22 protein-coding genes are annotated in these 19441 nt (G+C 70.4%); 21 read left to right on the plus strand and 1 reads right to left on the minus strand.

Annotated elements, in window-relative coordinates; all coding sequences use genetic code 11:
• Positions 1 to 14: 14 nt before the first annotated feature.
• From ACFFCA_RS07360 to ACFFCA_RS07430, 15 genes are all read left to right on the plus strand, one after another.
• Complete coding sequence (locus ACFFCA_RS07360) at positions 15 to 335, plus strand: DUF1360 domain-containing protein (protein ID WP_375483299.1); 321 nt, start codon at positions 15 to 17, stop codon at positions 333 to 335.
• Positions 335 to 1939, plus strand: coding sequence for a hypothetical protein (locus ACFFCA_RS07365; RefSeq protein ID WP_375483301.1), 1605 nt, complete (start codon positions 335 to 337; stop codon positions 1937 to 1939). Before ACFFCA_RS07360 ends, ACFFCA_RS07365 begins: the two co-directional genes overlap by 1 nt.
• 179 nt (positions 1940 to 2118) lie before the next feature.
• Positions 2119 to 2262, plus strand: coding sequence for a hypothetical protein (locus tag ACFFCA_RS07370; protein ID WP_375483303.1), 144 nt, complete (start codon positions 2119 to 2121; stop codon positions 2260 to 2262).
• A gap of 280 nt (positions 2263 to 2542) precedes the next feature.
• Positions 2543 to 2893 (plus strand): hypothetical protein, encoded by a 351-nt coding sequence (locus ACFFCA_RS07375; protein WP_375483304.1) that lies wholly within the window; start codon positions 2543 to 2545, stop codon positions 2891 to 2893.
• Between the two features lie 56 nt (positions 2894 to 2949).
• A complete protein-coding gene (locus tag ACFFCA_RS07380; RefSeq protein ID WP_375483306.1) occupies positions 2950 to 3342 on the plus strand; it encodes a hypothetical protein in 393 nt (130 codons plus the stop codon).
• A 70-nt stretch (positions 3343 to 3412) separates the two neighbouring features.
• Positions 3413 to 5707, plus strand: a complete 2295-nt coding sequence (locus ACFFCA_RS07385; RefSeq protein WP_375483308.1) for a hypothetical protein — start codon at positions 3413 to 3415, stop codon at positions 5705 to 5707.
• A gap of 108 nt (positions 5708 to 5815) precedes the next feature.
• Positions 5816 to 6052 carry a hypothetical protein gene (locus tag ACFFCA_RS07390; RefSeq protein ID WP_375483310.1) on the plus strand — a complete coding sequence of 79 codons (237 nt, stop codon included), beginning with the start codon at positions 5816 to 5818 and terminating at the stop codon, positions 6050 to 6052.
• A 1-nt stretch (position 6053) separates the two neighbouring features.
• Complete coding sequence (locus ACFFCA_RS07395) at positions 6054 to 6218, plus strand: hypothetical protein (RefSeq protein ID WP_375483311.1); 165 nt, start codon at positions 6054 to 6056, stop codon at positions 6216 to 6218.
• Positions 6215 to 6547, plus strand: a complete 333-nt coding sequence (locus tag ACFFCA_RS07400) for a hypothetical protein (RefSeq protein ID WP_375483313.1) — start codon at positions 6215 to 6217, stop codon at positions 6545 to 6547. Before ACFFCA_RS07395 ends, ACFFCA_RS07400 begins: the two co-directional genes overlap by 4 nt.
• 73 nt (positions 6548 to 6620) lie before the next feature.
• On the plus strand, positions 6621 to 8390 hold the full coding sequence (locus tag ACFFCA_RS07405; protein WP_375483315.1) for a major capsid protein: 1770 nt from the start codon (positions 6621 to 6623) through the stop codon (positions 8388 to 8390).
• A 93-nt stretch (positions 8391 to 8483) separates the two neighbouring features.
• Complete coding sequence (locus tag ACFFCA_RS07410) at positions 8484 to 9314, plus strand: hypothetical protein (RefSeq protein WP_375483317.1); 831 nt, start codon at positions 8484 to 8486, stop codon at positions 9312 to 9314.
• Between the two features lie 14 nt (positions 9315 to 9328).
• On the plus strand, positions 9329 to 9700 hold the full coding sequence (locus ACFFCA_RS07415; protein WP_375483319.1) for an SAP domain-containing protein: 372 nt from the start codon (positions 9329 to 9331) through the stop codon (positions 9698 to 9700).
• A 96-nt stretch (positions 9701 to 9796) separates the two neighbouring features.
• On the plus strand, positions 9797 to 10507 hold the full coding sequence (locus ACFFCA_RS07420; protein WP_375483321.1) for a hypothetical protein: 711 nt from the start codon (positions 9797 to 9799) through the stop codon (positions 10505 to 10507).
• 46 nt (positions 10508 to 10553) lie between these two features.
• Positions 10554 to 11333: a hypothetical protein gene (locus tag ACFFCA_RS07425; protein WP_375483323.1), complete on the plus strand. Its 780-nt coding sequence runs from the start codon at positions 10554 to 10556 to the stop codon at positions 11331 to 11333.
• Between the two features lie 2 nt (positions 11334 to 11335).
• Positions 11336 to 12013 carry a hypothetical protein gene (locus tag ACFFCA_RS07430; protein ID WP_375483325.1) on the plus strand — a complete coding sequence of 226 codons (678 nt, stop codon included), beginning with the start codon at positions 11336 to 11338 and terminating at the stop codon, positions 12011 to 12013.
• A gap of 2219 nt (positions 12014 to 14232) precedes the next feature.
• Here ACFFCA_RS07430 and ACFFCA_RS07435 read toward each other — a convergent pair.
• On the minus strand, positions 14233 to 16293 hold the full coding sequence (locus tag ACFFCA_RS07435; protein WP_375483327.1) for an acyltransferase family protein: 2061 nt from the start codon (positions 16291 to 16293) through the stop codon (positions 14233 to 14235).
• A gap of 236 nt (positions 16294 to 16529) precedes the next feature.
• Here ACFFCA_RS07435 and ACFFCA_RS07440 point away from each other — a divergent pair, with 236 nt between their 5' ends.
• From ACFFCA_RS07440 to ACFFCA_RS07465, 6 genes are all read left to right on the plus strand, one after another.
• Positions 16530 to 17201 (plus strand): hypothetical protein, encoded by a 672-nt coding sequence (locus ACFFCA_RS07440; RefSeq protein ID WP_375483329.1) that lies wholly within the window; start codon positions 16530 to 16532, stop codon positions 17199 to 17201.
• A 182-nt stretch (positions 17202 to 17383) separates the two neighbouring features.
• Positions 17384 to 17749 (plus strand): hypothetical protein, encoded by a 366-nt coding sequence (locus ACFFCA_RS07445; protein WP_375483331.1) that lies wholly within the window; start codon positions 17384 to 17386, stop codon positions 17747 to 17749.
• Positions 17750 to 17784: 35 nt separating this feature from the next.
• Positions 17785 to 18030 carry a hypothetical protein gene (locus ACFFCA_RS07450; RefSeq protein WP_375483333.1) on the plus strand — a complete coding sequence of 82 codons (246 nt, stop codon included), beginning with the start codon at positions 17785 to 17787 and terminating at the stop codon, positions 18028 to 18030.
• Positions 18031 to 18066: 36 nt separating this feature from the next.
• Positions 18067 to 18585: a hypothetical protein gene (locus ACFFCA_RS07455; protein ID WP_375483335.1), complete on the plus strand. Its 519-nt coding sequence runs from the start codon at positions 18067 to 18069 to the stop codon at positions 18583 to 18585.
• Between the two features lie 12 nt (positions 18586 to 18597).
• Positions 18598 to 18960 carry a hypothetical protein gene (locus tag ACFFCA_RS07460; protein WP_375483337.1) on the plus strand — a complete coding sequence of 121 codons (363 nt, stop codon included), beginning with the start codon at positions 18598 to 18600 and terminating at the stop codon, positions 18958 to 18960.
• Positions 18953 to 19351, plus strand: a complete 399-nt coding sequence (locus ACFFCA_RS07465) for an HK97 gp10 family phage protein (RefSeq protein ID WP_375483339.1) — start codon at positions 18953 to 18955, stop codon at positions 19349 to 19351. Before ACFFCA_RS07460 ends, ACFFCA_RS07465 begins: the two co-directional genes overlap by 8 nt.
• Positions 19352 to 19441: the final 90 nt, after the last annotated feature.

Here is a 19441-nt window from a genome sequence, read left to right on the forward strand (position 1 = left end):
GGGACGATCGGCGCGTGTCGATCCCCACGTGGCTGCTGGTCGTGCTGACGGTGTTCGCGGTCGCCCGCCTCACTCGGCTGGTGACCAAGGACGTCGTGACGCAGCCGGTCCGGGCGTGGATCGTCGCCCGCCGCCTCGACGGCCACGACGACCGGGACGACAGCGACCCTATCGTGTACCTGATCCACTGCCGCTGGTGCGCCTCCATCTGGCTCGCCGCCCCGGTGTCCGTGGCCGTCTGGCTGTGGCCCGGGGCGTGGTGGGTGCAGATCCCGCTGCTCGCCCTGACCGCGTCGCACGGTACCGCGCTGCTCGCCGGCCTCGAGGACGACTGATGGCCGAGCCCACCCGCACCGTCACGCTCCGCGTCCCCGCGCTCGAACGACGCCGACACCTGACCCTCGTGCCGAGCCCGACGGACACCAGCCTCACCGCCGCCGCGACCCGGCCACCGTCGAACCTCACCGCCGCCGCCGTCCACGTCGACGTGACCAACCCACCCGCGCAGCCGCTGTGGGGCGCGTCGCCGTGGCAGAACGAGGCGTGGGACCACTACGACTCCTGCCCCGAACTGCACCGGGCCGTCACCGACATGGCGGAGGCGTTCTCCCGCGCCGTCATGATCGTCGTCGACGTCGACCCGCAGTCTGGGGAGCTCGGCCAGGATCCAACGGACAACCCGACCGCCGGCGCGATCGGCGCCGCTATGTTCGGTGGCCGCGTCGGCCAAGCGCAGGCGCAGCGGGCGGCGGCGCAGCACCTCACCGTCCCGGGTGAGTACTACGTCCTCGCCTCCGAGGGCGCGGACATCGACGACGACCCGTGGCAGACCCTGTCGGCCGCCGAGGTGAGCAAGACCGGGTCGACGATCCAGGTGACCCGGTTGGACACGACCCGCCGCACCCTGCAACCCGGCGAGCTGCTGTTCCGGGTGTGGCAGCCGCACCCACGGTGGCGGTGGCAGGCCGACTCCCCGTCCCGCGCTGCGCTCGACCCGCTACGTGAGATCGCCGGCCTGTCGGCGCAGATCATGGCGTCCATCCGGTCCCGCCTCGCCACCGCCGGGGTGTGGCTGCTGCCGCAGTCCGCGCAGCTGCCGCCCGACCGTGACGAGACCGGCGCCGAGATTCCCGGCACCGGCGGCGGCGCGGACGCGTGGTTGCGGAAGATCGCCACCGCCATGGTCACCGCCATCTCGGATCCGCAGTCGCCGGCCGCGCTCGCGCCGATCATCGCGATGATCCCCGACGAGCTGCTCGACAAGATCAAGGACCCGTTCCAGTTCGTCCGCGACGTCATCACCGAAGCCCAGACGCTGCGCGACGCCGCCGTCCGCCGCCTCGCGATCGGCATGGACATGCCCCCGGAACGGCTCCTCGGGATCGGGACCACGAACCACTGGTCCGCGTGGAATCTCGACGAGTCGTTCGTGAAGGGGCCGCTGTCGTCGCTGCTGTCGGTGCCGGCCGACGCGTACACCCGGTTCTGGCTCCGCCCTGCGCTGCGGTTCGCCGGGCTGGACCCGAAGCTGTTCGCGATCGCGTTCGACGTGTCCGCGATGCTCGCCGACATCGAGGTCGACAACGCGGTCAAGGCCTACGGCGAGGGTGCGCTGTCGGAGCGGAAGTTCCTCGAGGTCCTCGGGTTCGACCCCGACCGCGACGCGGCCGGCAACATCGAACGTGCCCGCCGGCTCGTGCTGACGGTCCTCGCGCGGGGCAACCCCGACACGCTGGCCGAGCTGCTGCCGATGCTGCAGCAGCTGTTCCCCGGGTTCAAGCTGACGGTTCCGGTCGTCCCGGCCGGGACGAGCCCGGATGCGCCGGCCGCGCCTGACCAGAGCGACGTCCAGCGGGCGATCGAGCCGCCGTCCACGACCGACACGCATCAGCCGCCGCCCCGGCCCACCGCGCCGCCAGCACCCCCGGTGACGCCGTGACCGAGGCGCCGACGTTTGACCCGGATTTGCCGCTGCAGGTGCGGGCGGCCGGGACCGTGTGGGAGCGGTGCCCAGGGTGCGCGCAGCCGAACCACGACGACGGCCGCCCGTCGTGGCGGTCCGAGCCTGACGCGAAGGGCGGCCGGGCCCACGCTGATAGCGGGTCCATCCGGTCCTGGATGGACAGCACCCGCCGCGACGACGTCCTGACCGACCTGGCCCGGACCCGCGAAATCCCCGAGTGGCTGATCGGCGCCGTCTGCCTCGCGCTCGGCCTGGCTCTCGCCGCGGTCGGGCTCGCGCTGTGGGCGGTCACCTCATGAGTCCCGAGCAGGAGCGTGCGGTCCGGCGACTGCGGTCACTGTGGGCGCTGGTCGAGCATCCGGCCACACCCGAACACGAGCGGGACAACGCGCGAGAGATGATCGCCAAGCTAGAGACCAGGCACGGTCTATGCCGTGTCGACGAGCCGGAGCCAGAAGTAGCGGCGCCGCCACCTCGGCCGCGGCGACCCCCGCAGCAAGTGTTCGTGCATGTCGGCTTCACGTCCAACGGTGTGACTACGACCGCGACCATCACCAACGCTAGCTGGACGTCCTTCACATGAGCGCGCTGCTGGCCCTGTCCGACGGTCTCGTCGTCCGCGCCTTGGAGCGCGCCGCGATCCGCGGCCTACCAGGCGACCTCCGCCGACGCTCCGCCACCCTCAATATCCCGAAGCACCGCGCCTACGAGCGGTTCCGGATCCCCGCCGCCCGCCACGGCCACGTCCTCGAGGACGCGTTCCCCATGACTGCGGAGATCGCGGACCGGTGGCAGCTGCCCGTCGACGCCGACGCGTGGTCGCGGGTGCTGTACGACTACTGCCGCGGGTTGCTGGTGTCGATGCAACCTCACACGTTGGACGATCTCGCCGCTGCGCTCGAGCTGCTCGGCGCAGGCCACGCCGTCTGACCGGACGCTGCTGCGGAGCATCTGTCGCGAGCCGGCGTGACGCCGGAAGTCTCTCCGTGACGGAGGTGGGCGCGATGCCCAAGGAAACGATCCAGGACCAGGCCGGCCAGTACGACGTGCGCGTCGGGTGGCGACAGGACGGCGAAGTGCAGGTCGGTGTCGAGCAGGCAGCGGGCTTCTCGCTCGTGTCGGTGCTGTACGGCGACCCGAAGTGCATGGAACGCATCGGGACTGAGGTAGCCCGGCAGATCGGTGCGGCCGAGCCGCAGACGTCAGACGCGGCGGCGTCGTGGGGCCGAGCCATCCTCAACATCGTCGAGGCCAGCCAGCCCGTGCCTGGCAGCCCGAGCTACACCGGAGTCTGGTCAACGCTCAACCGCGAGGGCTGCAACCGGTTGATCAAGACAGTCCGGCGCGCCCGAGACGCCGCGTTCGGCCGGGACGAGTAGCTGTCACGGGCGTCCCGGCCGACTTCCCTGCGGCCGGGCCGCCCGGACGCTGCTGCGGACGATCGTGCCCGTGCCCGACCAGCCCGCCCTGACCGCCGCGAGCGACACCAGTACGTCCGCGGCCATCATGGCGGTCCTCAACCAGACGGACGTCGCGCGGCTGGTCGGGCCCCACGTCCCCGAACCCGACTGGCCCGGCTTCCACGTCACCCTCGGCTACATCGCCGACATCAGCGACGCGTCGGACACGGTGCGGCAGTCGGTGGTCGACGCGCTCGCCCCGCTCGCGGACCTGCTGCCCCTCTCGGCGGATGCGTTCGGCACCGCGGTCTTGAACGACGACGGAGACGACGAACGCGAACCCGCCGCCGTGCTGCTCGTCCAGTCCGCAGACCTCGCCAGCCTGCATGACGGGGTGTCGGACGCGATCGCCTCGCTCGTGGACGAAGACGCCGCGTTCCCGATCTGGCTCGCCCACACGACGGTCGCCTACAGCAACGACCCGGCCGTCATCCCCGACGGCGTCGTCGGCACCCAGCTCACTTTCGACCGGCTCGTCCTCAGCTGGGGCGACCAGCAGATCGACATCACCAGCAGCCCGGCACCCGCCGTGACGGCAGCAACGGAGGCACCCGTGACCACACCCACCAGCACCGTCGACGACACCGGCGCCGACGACCAGGCCGTGCCCGACACCAGCAGCTACCCCGACGGCACCCAGTGGGCCGGCCCGCTCGTCCAGCTCGACACCCAGACCGGCGACGGCCGCATCTACGCCTCCGCCGGCCTCACCATCCGCGACCTGCCGCTGCCGCTCTCGTACCAGCGGGAGGGCACCCACGGCGGGGAGGTGGCCGGCACCACCGTGGTCGTTGGCCGCATCCTCACCGCCGAGGTCCGCGACGGCGTCCTGTACGGCACCGGCGACTACCTCGACCCCGTCGCGATCTACGACGTCGTCGAGGCCGCCGCCCGCGTCGAAGGGGAGCTCGGGATGGTGTCAGGCGACACCGGCCCCACCGTCGTCACCTACGGCGCCCGGCAGCCCGACGGCACCGTCGTCGCGATCGACCCGATGCTGTACGACGGCCCCGAGGGCGACGTCATCGCCGTCATCGAAGAGTGGGAGTTCATGGGCGCCACCCTCGTGGCGGACCCGGCGTTCGGCGGCACCCGCATCCAGACGGTCGCGCCTCTGCTCGACCCCGCCGCCCAGGCGGAGCTCGAGCCCGTCCCGGCGCCGTCCATGGACCCGAAGGTCGGGACCGTCATCGCCGACGGCGCGTCGCCGCAGGACCCGACCGTCACGGCCGACGCCGTTACCTTCCCCGACGGAACGGTGGTCAAGGTGGGTGACGAGGTGACCGTTACGCAGGACGGCGGCACCGTCAACGGCACCGTCCAGTCGATCGACCCCGACGAGCAGACCGTCACCGTCGTTCCGGCCGAGGACGCCTACGGCGATGACGACGCCGTGGGTGACCCGGCCGACCCCGACCCGATTACCGTGCCCGTCACCGCCCTCGCACCCACCGGCGACGACACCGACGATGCGGCGGTCGTCGCGGCCGCGCCACTGTTCCCGGGCCTGGCCGACGAGCACGTCTACCCCGCCGCCTGGTTCGAGCCGGTCGCCCTCGACGGCCCGACCCACCTCACCATCACCGAGGAAGGTCGCGTCTTCGGCCATCTCGCCGAGTCCGGCACGTGCCACCTGTCGTTCGCCGAATGCGTCAACCCGCCCAGCTCACCGTCGGGCTACGCCTACTTCCACGTCGGCGAGGTCAAGACGGACGCTGGGATGCTGCCCGTCGGCAAGCTGACGGTAGGAGGCGGCCACCTCAACGACCTCAGCGCGGGGTGGCAAGCCGCCGTCGAGCACTACGACAACGCCGGCGCCGCCGCGGCTGTCGTCCGTGTCCACGAGGACGACCACGGCATCCAGGTCACTGGCGCGCTTGTCCCGCATGCCACCGGCTCGCAGATCGCCGCCCTGCGTCGCAACGACCTCTCGGGAGACTGGCGGCCGATCGCCGGCCAGCGGGAACTGGTCGGCGCGCTGTCCGTCAACACCGCCGGGTTCCAGCTCACCCCCCGCGCGGCCCTCGCAGCCGACGGCCGCCCCATGGCGTTGATCGCCGCCGGCATCGTGCGGGCACCCGCTGCCGAGGCGGAGCCGGAGACGACTGGGGGAGTGACGCTCCCGTCGGGGGTGCAGCTCACCAGCGTGGACGTGGCGGTGCTGGCGTCGGCGTTCGACGAGGTCGCGAGCCGCCGAGTCGACCGGCTCGCCCGCGGCGTCGCGCTGCGCGACAAGCTGCGGACCGAACGCGCGGACAAGCTGCGCGCGCGCGTCCAGGGCTGATGCGTCGCCTGCTCGCCGTGGCCCGGGCGCTGCTGCGCCGCTGCGACCACGTCCCCACCCTCATGTCGGACCCGCCGGCATGCACCCGATGCGGAAGGACCACCAGTAATGGCTGACCACGACCGGGACCGGTCATCGGCGAGCGGACAGTTCGTGTCCGACGACTTCGCCGACACCAACCCCAACACCACCGAGTCCGAGGATGTCCGCGACCTCACGGTGCGGCTCACCGTCGACGCCCGCAAAGCGCTGCGCTACCTGACTTCGACGGGCCAGACCGACCGGTCGCAGGTGGTCTCGGACGCGCTCGTCGCTGCGGCCGCTGCCGCGCTGCGGGAGGACTGACGTGGCCTGTTGCGGCCGGACGTCGACGGGCAACGCGATCGTGTTCCAGCTCCACGTCCCCGGCGAAGAGGTCCGCACGTTCGCGACCAAGACGGACGCCGAGATTGCCCGCACCAAGGCGGGCGGCAGGGGGACGATCATCCGCACCACCCAGCCGTCGCGGTGACCGACCACGCGCCCGTCGAGATCCTCGACGCGGCGCAACCACCACCCACCCGTGACCGCGGCCAGCGGCTCGACGACGACGTGTGGGCCATGGCCTACGTCGTCGCCGAGATCTTGAACGGCCGCGACCCCGCCACCGTCGTCAACGACATCCCGGTCGACGTGCGCCGCCGCGTCATCGCCGTCCAGCACCGCACCGGGCCGTTCCGCGGGCTACCGGCCAGCGACCAGCACGGCCCGCTACCCACACCACCCGCGAGGGCCAGCGTCATGCGCAACCGCGTCCGCACCATCGACGACCGCTCCAGCCTCCCGGACGCCCGCTCTTAGCCTTCCGATCACAGACCTTGCCGACTACTGGTCCTGAGCCGCGGCACCCACCCGACACCACTCGGAGTGCACCGTGGCGAAGAAGAACACCATCGACATCACCGACCTCGGCACCGCCTACGCCCCGCCCACCGACGCGTCCGCGTCCGTGCTGGCCGAGCTCGAGGCCGACGCGCGTGAGCGTGCGATCGCGCTGCTGTCGAAGGACAACTACACCGACGAGGAGTTCGCTCAGGCTGAGTGGCTCGCTGCCGCGGCCGAGACGTGCAAGGAGGCCGTCGACGGTCTCGCCGCTGTCGCGCAGGAGCGGCAGACGAAGGCCGACGAGCTCCGCAACCGGCTGACCCCCGCCGCAGCCGACACGGTCGACGAGCCCGAGGCGCCCGACGCCGGCGGGCAGGGCGGCACCGACGCCCCCGCCGCAGTCGTCGAGACAACCCCGGCCCCGGCCGAGGCGGTCGTCGCGTCCGGGAGCCAGGAGCCGGTGAAGGTGCCGTCGATCAGCGACGTCGCCAAGACGACCGGCCAGCCGAACGTCCCCGCCACCCGCACCGGCCGCGCGTCGCTCGTCGCCGCCGCCGACGTCCCCGGCTTCGCGTCCGGCCAGGAGCTGACCGAACGTCAGATCGGCGAGGCGTGGCTGTCCCGCGCCCCCGGCATCTCCGCCGCCTTCGACGGGCAGGACGGCTCCTACGGGGTCAACTTCGCCCGCGTCCGCATCGACTCCCCGGACGACGCGCTCGTGGCGTCCGGTCGCGGCAACAAGGTCGACGTCACCGAGCAGCTGAACCACGCCTGCGACGAGTCTCGCCTCGCCACCAGCAAGGGCTCCGGCTCGCTCGTCGCCGCCGGCGGCTGGTGCGCCCCCTCGCAGCCGCTGTACGACCTGCTCAACCTCATGTCCGAGGAGGGGCTCCTCTCCGTCCCCGAGATCAGCGCGCCGCGCGGCGGGCTGCAGTGGGCCACCGGCCCCGACTTCACCGCCGTCTGGTCCGCCGGGCAGATGTTCACCCAGACCGAGACCCAGGCGATCGCCGGCACCCCGAAGCCGCAGGCCGACGTCCCGTGCCCCGGTACCCAATCGGCCCGCATGGTCGCCGACGGCCTGTACCTCACCTCCGGCATCCTGCTCGAGCACGCCTGGCCGGAGGCGGTCGCCGACTTCATCGCGAAGGCGCAGATCGCGTTTCAGCACTACGTGTCGGGCAAGACGATCGCCGACATCGTCGCCGGCTCCACCGCCGTCGACCTGTCCGCGTTCGGCGGCACCCCCACCCCGCCCGCGTACGGCGCGCTGAAGACGGTCCTCGGCGCCGTCGCGCTGCAGATCGAGGACATGAAGTACAAGGGCCGCCTCTCGCGCGGCCAGTCCGTCGAGGTCAAGCTGCCGTTCTTCGCCCGCGGCATCTTCCGCAGCGACCTGTGGGCCCACGAGGGCACCGTGCAGGACATCGTCGTCACCGACGCGCAGATCGACGCCATGTTCACGGCGCTCGGCTGCTCCGTCGAGTACGTCTACGACTGGCAGGACGCGGTCGTCGACGGCGTCAACCCCACCGGGTTCGGCGGCGCCACCCCGATCCTGTCGTGGCCGCAGACGTTCAAGGTGCTGATGTACCCGGCCGGCACCTGGGCCCGCGCGATCGAGCCGGTGATCAACCTCAACGCGGTCTACGACTCGACGCTGCTGACCGCGAACAAGAAGGTCGCGCTGTTCCAGGAGCAGGGCCGGCTGACGATCAAGCGCGGGTTCGACTCGCGGATCATCAAGGTCGCCTCCAACCCGAACGGCGGCACCGGCGGCGTCGTCACCGTCTCCGGCAGCACCCCGACCCAGGTCTGATCCAGCGCCCGGCCGACCGACCCCCCGTGCGGCCGGCCGGGCGCCCCAGGCAACCGTCACGCCAGGTCAGACCCAGGAAGGAGCGCGAGGACCGTGCCGAACCCGCTGGCGCTCGTCGAAGCGCCCGACATCGAGCCCTACCGGTACGGCCTCGCCTCCGTCGCCCAGGAGCCGCCGGCCGACGGTGACCCCCACTGGCAGCTCGGCGTGCAGTACGAACCCGTCACCAGCTACCTCACCCAGGTCGTGCCGGGCGCCTGCCAGGCCGGGACGATCGCGCTGCCGTCTGGTGTCGCGACGGAGCAGGGCGCGCCGTTCAGCGTGTACGCGGGCGTCGACTGCAAGATCATGGGCTACACCGAAGCGTTCCTCGAAGCCCGCGCGCTCGCGATCCTCGAGGCGGGGTGGCAGCACGCCGCCGAGCAGATGCTGTGGCAGGGCGGCCCCACCGGATCCCCGCTGACCGGCGCCGCACCGGTCCTGAACGCGGCCAGCGGGTCCAACACGGTCGGGACCGGGCTGTCGCTCGTCGCCGCCATCGGCGCGCTCGAGAAGGCACTCGCCAGCGCCTACTCCGGCCGCGGCGTCATCCACTCCACCCGCGACGTCGCCGCCCTGGCCGACCGGTACCAGCAGCTCCACGAACGCGACCTCGGCGTCCTCGAGACCGCGCTCGGCACCCGCTGGGCGTTCGGCGGCGGCTACGACGGCACCGGCCCCTCAGCCGCCGCCCCCGCCGCGGGCACCGCGTGGCTGTACGCCACCGGCACCGTCGTCGCCCGCCGCGCCCGACCGTTCATCTCCGGTGGCCTCGCCGCCGCGCTCAACCGCACCACCAACCAGGCGGACGTGTTCGCCGAACAGCCGACCGTCCTCACCGTCGACGGACCCACGTTCGCCGTCTCGGTCGACCTCACCAAGTAGCGAAGGGACCCGCCATGAACGACGACCAGGTCGAGATCTACCCCGCCCACGACGACCTCGAGGCCACCGCGCAGGCGCTGCTCGGCGCCGCCGAGGACGCGGGTGAGCGGCCGGAGGTGGTGGAGACGGTCCACGGCCAGAACGGAATGGGGTTCCGGCTTCCCGCCGACCTCGCCGCGAAGGCGGGGTACGGCAACGCCGACGACGAGGCGCACGCCGACAGCGACGAGCTGACCGGCTACGACGCGATGACCGTCGCGGAGCTCGACGACGAGATCGGGGCCCGCAACGTGGACCGCGAGGAAGCCGACCACATCCCCACCAGCGGGAAGAAGGCCGACAAGGTCGCCGCGCTCGAAGCCGACGACGAGGCGCACGCCGAATAAGCACCCCGGGTTCGGGGCGGACGCCGCTCCATACCCTCAACCCAACATCAGAGCCAAGGGTCATGAGCCGGGCTCCACGCCAGTGGAGGAAACCCGATGCCCACAGCACCCACCGCCTACCGGTTCCAGACCGTCCGCGGCCGCACCTTGCGGCTCACCAAGCTCGACCAGTGCGGCAACCCCGTCGGCGGCGCCGGCGCCTCGTACGTCACCCAGTCCTTCGTCACCCTCAAGGCGGCGAAGAACATGGACAACGGCAACGAGATCAAGCAGAACCGCGCCGACGACACCGTCGACCTGTTCCTCAAGGGCCAGAACAGCCTCCTCGACTTCGACATGGAGATCGACTTCTCGGCCAACGACACCGCGGCGCTGCCGCTGTTGTCCGGTGACGCCGCCGTCCTGGACTGGCAGAACGCGGTCTCCGGCTGGGAGGAGCAGTCCGGCGTCCCCTCGGCCGCGGCGTTCGCGCTCGAGCTGTGGACCGGCGTCGCCGGCCAGTGCGCCGGCACGAATCAGCGGTACGGCTACTGGCTGTACCCCTTCATCACGAACGCCTACGTCGACGTCGACGACATCGACAACGGCGCGAAGCAGTTCATGATCAAGGCGAACACGCAGGTCGGGAACGCGTGGGGCAAGGGCCCGTACACCGTCGTCGCGGGCGACACGTCGAACACCCCGTCGCGGCTGCTGCAGCCGATGTCGGCGTCGGCGCACCGGCACTTCGAGGTCACGACGATCGCGCCGCCGGCTCCGACGGCCGCCGCGGGGCTCGCGTCGCTGACGCTGCCCACCCCGTACTGACCGACCCACCGGAGGACGACCGGTCTGCTCGAGAGGTGGTGTCGTCATGTCGTCTCTGATCGACGCCACCGACTTCGAGTGGCCGGTTGTCGCCGGACCCTGCGGCGCGGACGGCCCGGCGAACATCACGCCGGAGCAGTGGGCCGCGGTGCAGGACGCGGCCGTGCGGTGGCTGTGGTCGCTGTCCGGGCGGCAGTTCGGCACTTGGACCGTCGTGTGGCGGCCTGAGTGGACGAACCCGCCGCCACGGCCGGTCGGCTGCGGTCTCGGGTCGTACGCTCGCGCGTTGACCGGTACGGGTCTCGCCGCCGACCCGGCCCGGGCGGCAGCGGACCCGCGGGTGACGGTACTGCCGGGCCCGGTCGTCGACGTCTCTGAGGTGCGACTCGCCGGGGCGGTGCTGCCGAGCTCGGGCTACGAGATGCAGGGCGACCGGCTGGTCCGCATCGACGGACAGGCATGGCCGCGCAGCCAGGACACCACGCTCGTCGCGACGCAGGCCGGGACGTGGCAGGTGACATACACGCGCGGCCGCCCGGTCCCGGCGGGCGGCCAGGTCGCGGCCGGGATCCTCGCGTGCGAGCTCGCCGCCGCCATCCTGGGGAACACCTGCAAGCTGCCGGCCAACGTCACCAGCGTCGTCCGCAACGGCGTCACCATCAACCGGCAGCTCGACCAGCTGATCCTCGGCTTCACCGGCCTGTCAGCGGTCGACCAGTGGGCCCGGCAGGTCAACCCCAAGGCCCGCCCGTCCGACTCGGCCGTCTGGTCGCCCGACCTCGACCCGAACCTCTACCCGCAGCCGTTCTCCTACGGGGGGAGCTGACCATGGCGCGCCGAGCACGAGCCAGCCGCCCGGCCGCACGGTTCCGCGAGCACGAACGGGACGTCATCGACGCCGAGGTCGTCGACGAGCAACCAGCACCGGAGTCGACCGGTACGGGCCTCGCGGTGCGTGAGGCGCGGCAGCTGTTCGTTGCCCACGCCGACGGGGACACGATCTACCTGCAGCTGCTCCGCCCCGTCACCGGCTACGGCAACACCAACGACGTGCTGCAGCTCGTCCAGACCCCGCAGGTCGACGCGCTCATCGCGCAGGGCTTCGCCGTCATCGTCAGTTCCCCGACGTTCCCGCCCGTCGCCTTGGCCCCGACGTCGCTGCGGTGGCAGCCCTACACCCACTACCCAGCGAACTGGGTCGTGCTCAACCCCACCGGCCAGGTCGTCCAAGCCACCAGCGACCACGTCTCGCTCGGCACCTACACGGCTGACGCCGCCGCATGGTCCCTGCTCAACGACATCGGCGCCGGAGGCCAGGTCACCAAGGCGGCCATCACGGCGACCGGGCTGGCACCGTCGGACATCGGGGCCGCGCAGCTCCCGAACGGGTCCACCCCCGGCTTTGTCGCTACCGTCGGCAGCGACGGAAACTCGCTCGTGTACGTCACACCCCCCGGGTCCCCGGTTGCCTACGACACCGACGGTGTCCCGTACCTGACGATCTGAGGGCAGCGATGACACAGGACCCGTCGAAGCGGCTCGTCACCGAGAACGTCGGCGCCCGCATGCACCCCGTCACCGGGATGTTCCACGACATCGGGTTCGGAGTCGTCGGCGACAAGATCCACGACGACACCGCCGCCCTGCAGACCGCTGTGAACGCAGCCGCCGCCGCGAAACGGCCGCTGCTCGTCATGGGCACGCCACGGCTGACCGCCCCACTCGCGCTGCCCGCCAACACCCACCTGCGGTTCAACGGACCGAACAGCGGACTGATCCGTGACCACGCCACCACGGGCGCGGGCGGCGGCACCCTGATCAACGCCACTATGACCGACGACGGCGCCCTGCACGACAGCAACATCGTCATCGAGGGCGGCTACATTGCCCGCAAGAACGCCGCCGCCACCGGCAAGCACCTGTCGTTCATCGGCGTCCTGGGCTTGAAGATCAAGGGTCTCGACATCCGCGACGCCGACGGCGACTGGATGGCGACGCTCAAGAACTGCGCGTTCTTCTCCGTCACCGACGGCATCTGGAACTGCAACGGCGGCACCCTCTACAACGACGGCCTGCACATCTACGGCGGCCACCACTTCACCATCAGCGACATGATCATCACGGCCGGTGACGACGCCCTCGCCATCACCAACGAGTCCGCCAATGGCACCTGGCTCGAGCACTTCGAGGTCACCAACTGCGTCCTTGAATCCAACGCCGCCGGTATGCTCAAGGTCGCCGTCGGCCCCCGATCTCCCACCGGCGTCCGGCACGGTCACTTCAGCAACATCGGCGGCCGCAAGACCAGCACGACCGGGTCAATCCCCATCTGGTTCTACGACGCGTCGCCCAACGACGACAAGATGTACGACATCACCGTCGACGGGCTCACCGTTGACGTGCAGAACATCGGCGGCAACGTCGTCTGGATGCAGGGCGTCGACGGGCTCCGCCTGGACAACGTCACCGTCACCAACCCCAACGGCACCCCGATCTACGTCTCGGGCGGCACCAACGCCGTCAACCAGGTCTTCACCCTCACCGCGACCGGCGGCACCTTCACCATCCACGACCCCGTCAGCAACACCGACAGCGCCGCCATCAGCGCCACCTCCGGCACCCTCGCCGCCGACATCCAAGCCGCGATCCGCGCGTTCCCCAACATGTCGACCGCCACCGGCAACGCCAACGGCGACTCCACCGTCGTCGCCGGCGGCACAGCCGGCACCTTCACCGTCACCCTCGCCCCCGCCCCCTCCGTCCTCGGCTGGAAAGCGTTCACCTTCGGCACCGGCTCCCTCACCGGCGGCACCATCACCACCGCCACGCCCAGCCTCGCGGCCAAGAACGTGCGACTCGGCAAGCCCCGGGTCGTCGGAACCCAGACCGCGGCCACCACCGACGCCATCCGCTGCGACGACCTCACCGACGGCGGCATCATTGACGCCGAGATCAAGAACCCCACCGGCCGCGGCGTCCTGCTCAACCGCTGCACCGACGTTCAGCTCCGCGGCGGCGTCATTGACGGAGCCGCCAGCTACGGCGTCAACTTCATCGCCACCACCGGCTGCACCATGCGCGGCATGCGGGTCAAGAACAGCGCCCAACCGTTCGCCGAGTCCAACACCAGCACCTACACCGCCGTCGTGGACAACGACTTCCGGGGCAACACCACCCAGACCGTCGGCACCTACGGCGGCTCGAACATCGACGCCCGCAACAACGTCGGTATCGCCGTCGTTGGCCAACGGCACATTATGGTGCCGTACTTCGTCCCGGCCGCCGCGGTGGGCGCGTGGCCCACCGCGAACGTCGAGATCGGCATGCGGTTCGCGGTCGAGCAGACCATGACGTTCCGGTACCTCCGCACCACCATCGGCGCCGCGTCCGGGAACGTCGCCTTCACCATCCGCAAGCTCAGCGGCACCGGCGACGGCACCGCCACCATCGTGAAGAGCACCGGGATCGTGGCCTGCCCCGCCGCCGGGTCAATCCGCTACGACCTCGGCGCGTTCACCCTCGCCCCCGGGGAGTACGTCGTCTCCATCTGGGCGGACAACACCACCGTCACGTTCCCGGTGCAGACCACCGCCGCGCCGGCCAACCTCCCGGTGTCGTTCAAGAGCGGCGCTCAGTCCAGCGGCCCGCAGACCTCGGTCCCGATCAACTGGCAGACCACGGCCAACAACGTCGCCGTCATGGTGGCGCTCGAAGCCGACGTGTAGCTAGCTCGTCTTGGCCAGCACGGACCGCAGCTGAGGCGCCAACGCCCGGGCGTACTGCGGGGTAATGTGCGCCTCGTCGCGACGCATCAAGATGTTCCCGACGAACGGAGGGCATTCCCCGTCCGGGTTGCAGAACCAGGAACGGGTGTCGACGTAGGTCGCACCGGTGGTCTTCGCCGCCGCCCGTTCGGCCTGAGAGATCGAGTACCAGGTGTCGGAGATGGTGGAGATGCAGTCCCCAGGGTGGCTGAGCCGGGTGGCGCAGCTCTGGATGTTCTTGCCCTGAGACACGGGCGCGAGGACGACCGTCCTCTTCGCCGATTTCGTCAGCCGCGACAGCGTGTCGGTCATGCCCTTCTGCCACTCCGCGTTCGCCGCCTGACCCTGCGCGTGGTCACTGAGGGAGTGCACCTTTCCCTCGGTGCCGGACACCACTACGAGGTCAGGGTGGAGTTGCGCAACGCGCCCGAACGCCCACTGGCGGTGCTTCGTGCAGTTCGACAGGCCCGCGATCTGACCGGTGACGACGTTCGCTGCCGGGCAACTTGACTCGGTGACGCCCCGGACGGACCAGCCGAGCGGAGACAGGGCAGCGCGGATACCTGCGATCCACGACAGGGCAATCGAGTCACCGAACACCACCACGGTGTGCTTGGCCGTCGGCGATCCGAAGAAACACGACGTCGGGTCGGTGGTCGACGTGTCGTCGCATCCTGCCGAGTCCTCCGGCGGCCGGACCGTGCTGATGGTGTCGAGTGACGGGGTCAGCCTTTCCGGCCAGTTGTCGGCACGCAACGCGACGGTGATGGCCTTCTGCAGCGGCGTCTGCGCGGCGGTCGTCGCGCCGTCCGTCGACGCCGCGCCCAAGCCGAGGGAAGCGGTGGTCTGTTGTCCCGAGGAGTCGTTCGAGTTGATCACGACCAGGCCGGTTGCGACGACCGCGAGGGTGACGAGCACCGTCAGCGAGATGCCGAGGTCGCCCAGGATGACACCTCGCGGGTCGTGTCGCTGATGCCGGCGAGCGGGGTGCTTGGGGTTGAGCCACCGGGAGTTTTTGATCGGCTGCTCGAACAGGTAGAACGACGCCGTCGCGCCGACGAGCGTGCCGCCGAGGACCACGATGTAGTAGCTGGCCGTGTCGGGGGTCATGACGTCGGCCAGGATGATCAGCAGCGGCCAGTGCCACAGGTACAGGCCGTAGGAGATGTTGCCTAAGAACACGGCGACGGGGTTGCGCAGCGGCCAGCCGGCGACGGCCGGTTCCCGGCCGGTACCGGACGCGATCATCAGCGCGGTACCGATGACCGGGACCGCCGCCCAGGGCGCAGGGAACTGGCTGTGGTCGTCAATGATGAACGCGCCGACAAGGACTACGGCGAGCCCGGCCAGCAGCAGCACGGGACGTGCCGCGTGCGGGATGGCGGCCAACTGTGCCGCGACCAGCGCGAGGACGACGCCGACCCCGAGCTCCCAGGCGCGGGTGAACGTGGAGAAATAGGCGACGGTCGCGTTGCTGCTGGACTGATTCATCGCCCAGACGAAGGACACGACGACCAGCACCGTCACCACCGCGGCGGTTAGGGTGCGCGCCTGCCGGTGAACCAGTCGAGCGGCGGCCACGCCGCAGACCGCGAACAGGGCGGGCCACACGACGTAGAACTGCTCCTCCACGGACAGCGACCAGAAGTGCTGCAGCGGCGACGGGGCGTTCTGGGCGGCGAAGTAGTCAGTGCCGACGTCGGCGAAGTGCCAGTTGGCGCCGAACACGAGCGCCCAAAGGGCGTCGATGCCGACGTCGTGGGCTCGGGAAGCGTAGAACACGCTACGGGCCGCAATCGTGGTGCCAGCGAGCACCAGCACCGCCGCCGGCAGGATCCGCTTGATCCGGTGGGCGTAGAAATCCAGGAACGACACCTTGCCGGTGCGATCGCGGCCAATCATCAGCTGCTGGGTGATGACGAACCCGGAGATGACGAAGAATACGTCGACGCCGATGAAGCCGCCGCGGGGCCAGTCGAAGACGTGCGACAGGATGACAAGTAGCACAGCAAGCGCGCGCATGCCCTGGATGTCACGGCGACGACGCTCAACGGGCGAAGTGACGGCCGGTGCGGGCTTGGGCCGCCGCCGACGTTCCGGGGCACTGCCGATGGTGCTGTCGTTGCCTCCGAGGGCGCGGCTCCATGCGTCAGTTTGAGTCACAGCATCTCCCAGGGGGCTAGCGCACGGTCGGCGACGATCGTAAGTGATCGTCGGACGCGGCGCAGTTTGGCGGGGATAGTGAATATGATTTCGCCGTGCGCCGCGTTTCCTTTGTCTACGGCTCGGTCGTGACGGGTTTCAGCGAGCTGGCTCGCTTATACGGTAGGTACGTCGCGGCGACAGCGGTGGTTGTGGTTGTCGCGGGGGTGAGCGTGCCGCCAATACTGCATTGGGTGCCGCTACGGTGGACACTGCCCGTTGGCTTAGCGCTTGTCGCTGTTTTGGTTATCGAGGGTGCCTACAGACAGTGGTTGGACCTGCATGACGCGTCGCCACCGCCCTCCCCGCTAATACAGGAAACGCCCATCCCGCCTATGCAGTATGACGATGAGACCTTCTTTCGAGATGCGCTTGCTCTTGCCGATGAAATGGACAGTCTGGCTGGCCAGTATCCCGAGTCCAAACTGCCCGCCCGCTCGGTCGACCGCAGTGCTCGACAGCGGGGAGAGTTCATCTACCTTGCGGCGGAGATACGTGCGCGGTTCAATCTCCGAGTTCGCAGCCTCGCTGTATACGCCGTGAACGCTGGCTTCGTGGACGTCGACTGGGGCTTGCGCCTTCAGACTTACGGCATGCATAACGCATCACCCCGTGGACTTCACGAAACGGCTGACAAGCTGCGGGCCATTGTTCAGCGGCAACGGAAGACAAGAACGGATTTACCGGAATGGGACACGGGTCTCGGCACTTCTATGGGCCCACCTTAGGCGTCGTACTTGCGGGCCGCTCTCAATACGCGAACGAGGGCGGTCACTACTGATAACCTCAAATCGCCCCGGCGCATTGCGCGCAGAGTCCGCCCCGTTAGCCCTGACCGGCTGGCGGGGCGTCTTCGTCATCCACAGATGCGCACCGTCCTATAGATTGGTGCGCGTGTTCTAATCAGGGGATGGCGCTGGCGGTCCACCTGCACCAGCCGCCCGGCTCCGGGTTTCTACTCGCCTGGGGCCACCATGCGACCGGCTGGTGGGGCTGCGTCGCGATGCGCGTCCGCCTGGTCGACGTCGACGACGAACTCGAGGTCGCCGCCTGGATCCCGGCGCAGGCCCTGTCGAAACCGAATTGGGTGCACGGCAGCGGCGACGTGACCCGCATCGAGCTGCCGGCCGAGGACCGCGCGTGGCCCGGGCCGCCACGCTGGCCGTCCTGGTACGTCGGTGCGTGGGCGTCCGGGGACCTGCGGCTGCCGCCCGGGCTGCAGATGGTCACCGGGGCGGGGTGGCGGAACAAGCCGGCCCGCGGCCCTAGACCGTAGACAGGGTGGCGGCCCCCAGCTCTACCGTCGAGCACGTGGACGGCTACCAGGAACGGATCCGGCCCGGCGGCGTCATCGAGATCCTGGACGGCACCGGCCACGTCATCGGTCACGTCCGCCCGGACCGTCCCGCGACCGACAGATGGGTCGCGTCGCCGCTCGACGAGCCCAACGCGTTCCCGTCGTTCCGGGAGGCGATGGCAGCCGTCGTCGCGCGGTGGGAGTCGATGCTGGCGCTTCGCGGCCAGTACGGCCCGACCCTCGACGTCGGCGACGGCTGACCGGTCCACCCGGACGGCCCCGCCGACGATGAACCGGTGGCCGACCCGCAACCCGACCTGGCGTTCCAGCTCGCTGACCGGCTGCTCGGCCACATCCTCGACCGTCTCGCCGCGGCCGACGCGACACCCGGGCGGGCGTTCGTGTGCGCTGAACGGACCATCCCGGCCGACGACTGCTGCGACGGGCTCGTCTGGACCCGCGTCGCGTCGATAGTCCCGACGAACGGGGACGTAGCGCAGGACCGCAGCATCCGGCCCGCCGGCGACCTCCCGGTCGGGCACGCGATCCGGCTCGAGGCCGGGCACCTGCGCTGCGCCCCGTCGCCGGTCGACGAGGGCGGTGCCCCGCCCGACCCTGCCGAGTACACCGCCAGCGCCATCACGTCGTCGGTCGACCGGGCTGCGGTCCGCTACGCGATCGAGTGCGACCTGCCGGCCGATCTGCTCGAGCTGCAGTGCGACGCACAGGTCGTCGACCAGTGGGCGCCGCTCAACGCCGCCGGATGCGCCGGCGGGTTCATCACCACCTCCATCGTCGTCACGATGGTCAACTGAAGGGACGCCGTCATGGCACGCAGGAAGATCGAGATCGAGTACATCCGCGACGTCGTCGGCCACCCGAAGGCGGGGACCGTGCTGAAGGTGGAACGGACGGAGATGGTCGACGCGCTCATCGGCCAGGGGATCGTTGTGAACCTCGGCGACGACGACGCCGACGTGCCGGTCGAGCTCGACCAGGGCGAGCAGCAGAACGCGTCCGGACCCGCCGAGCCGAACGGCGACGAGGACGAGCGGCCGGCCGACGGCGGGGACCACAACGGTCCGGCAGACCCGCCGACCGACCCGAACGCCGACGTCGCACCCGACGGGTCCACCGCGGTCCCCGCAAAGAAGACGCCGGCGAAGAAGACCGCCCGCCAGCGTGGCTGAGGTCGTCCTCGACATCTCCGCCGCCGCGTTCGAAGCCTGGGCGCTGAGCCCGGACGGGCCGATCGTCGCGCTGATGGCGGAGAAGGGCGCGCTCGTCGAGGAGCTCGCGAAGAAGAACGCTCCCAAGGGCCGCACCGGTGACCTCGAGGAGTCGATTCAGATGACCCCGCCGGTCATCGTCGGGGGGCGGGTCGAGGTGACGGTCGAAGCGACCGCGCCGTACGCCCTGTACGTGCACGAGGGCACCCGGCCGCACGTGATCGAGCCGAGGACGGCGCGGGTCCTCGCGTGGGAGGGTCCGGACGGCCCGGTGTTCAGTCGCCGGGTTTCTCACCCGGGGACCAAGGCAAATCCGTTTCTTCAGGATGCTGTAGTGGCCGTCATCGCGTAGGTGGCGTCTCGGACGGTGATTTGGAAGATCTGGGGTGCCCCGGCGGTGATCAGACCCCGGGGCGTGGCCAGATCCCGGGAGATCCGACGT

The sequence above is a fragment of the uncultured Jatrophihabitans sp. genome (assembly GCF_964252635.1).
Classification (GTDB): domain Bacteria; phylum Actinomycetota; class Actinomycetes; order Mycobacteriales; family Jatrophihabitantaceae; genus Jatrophihabitans.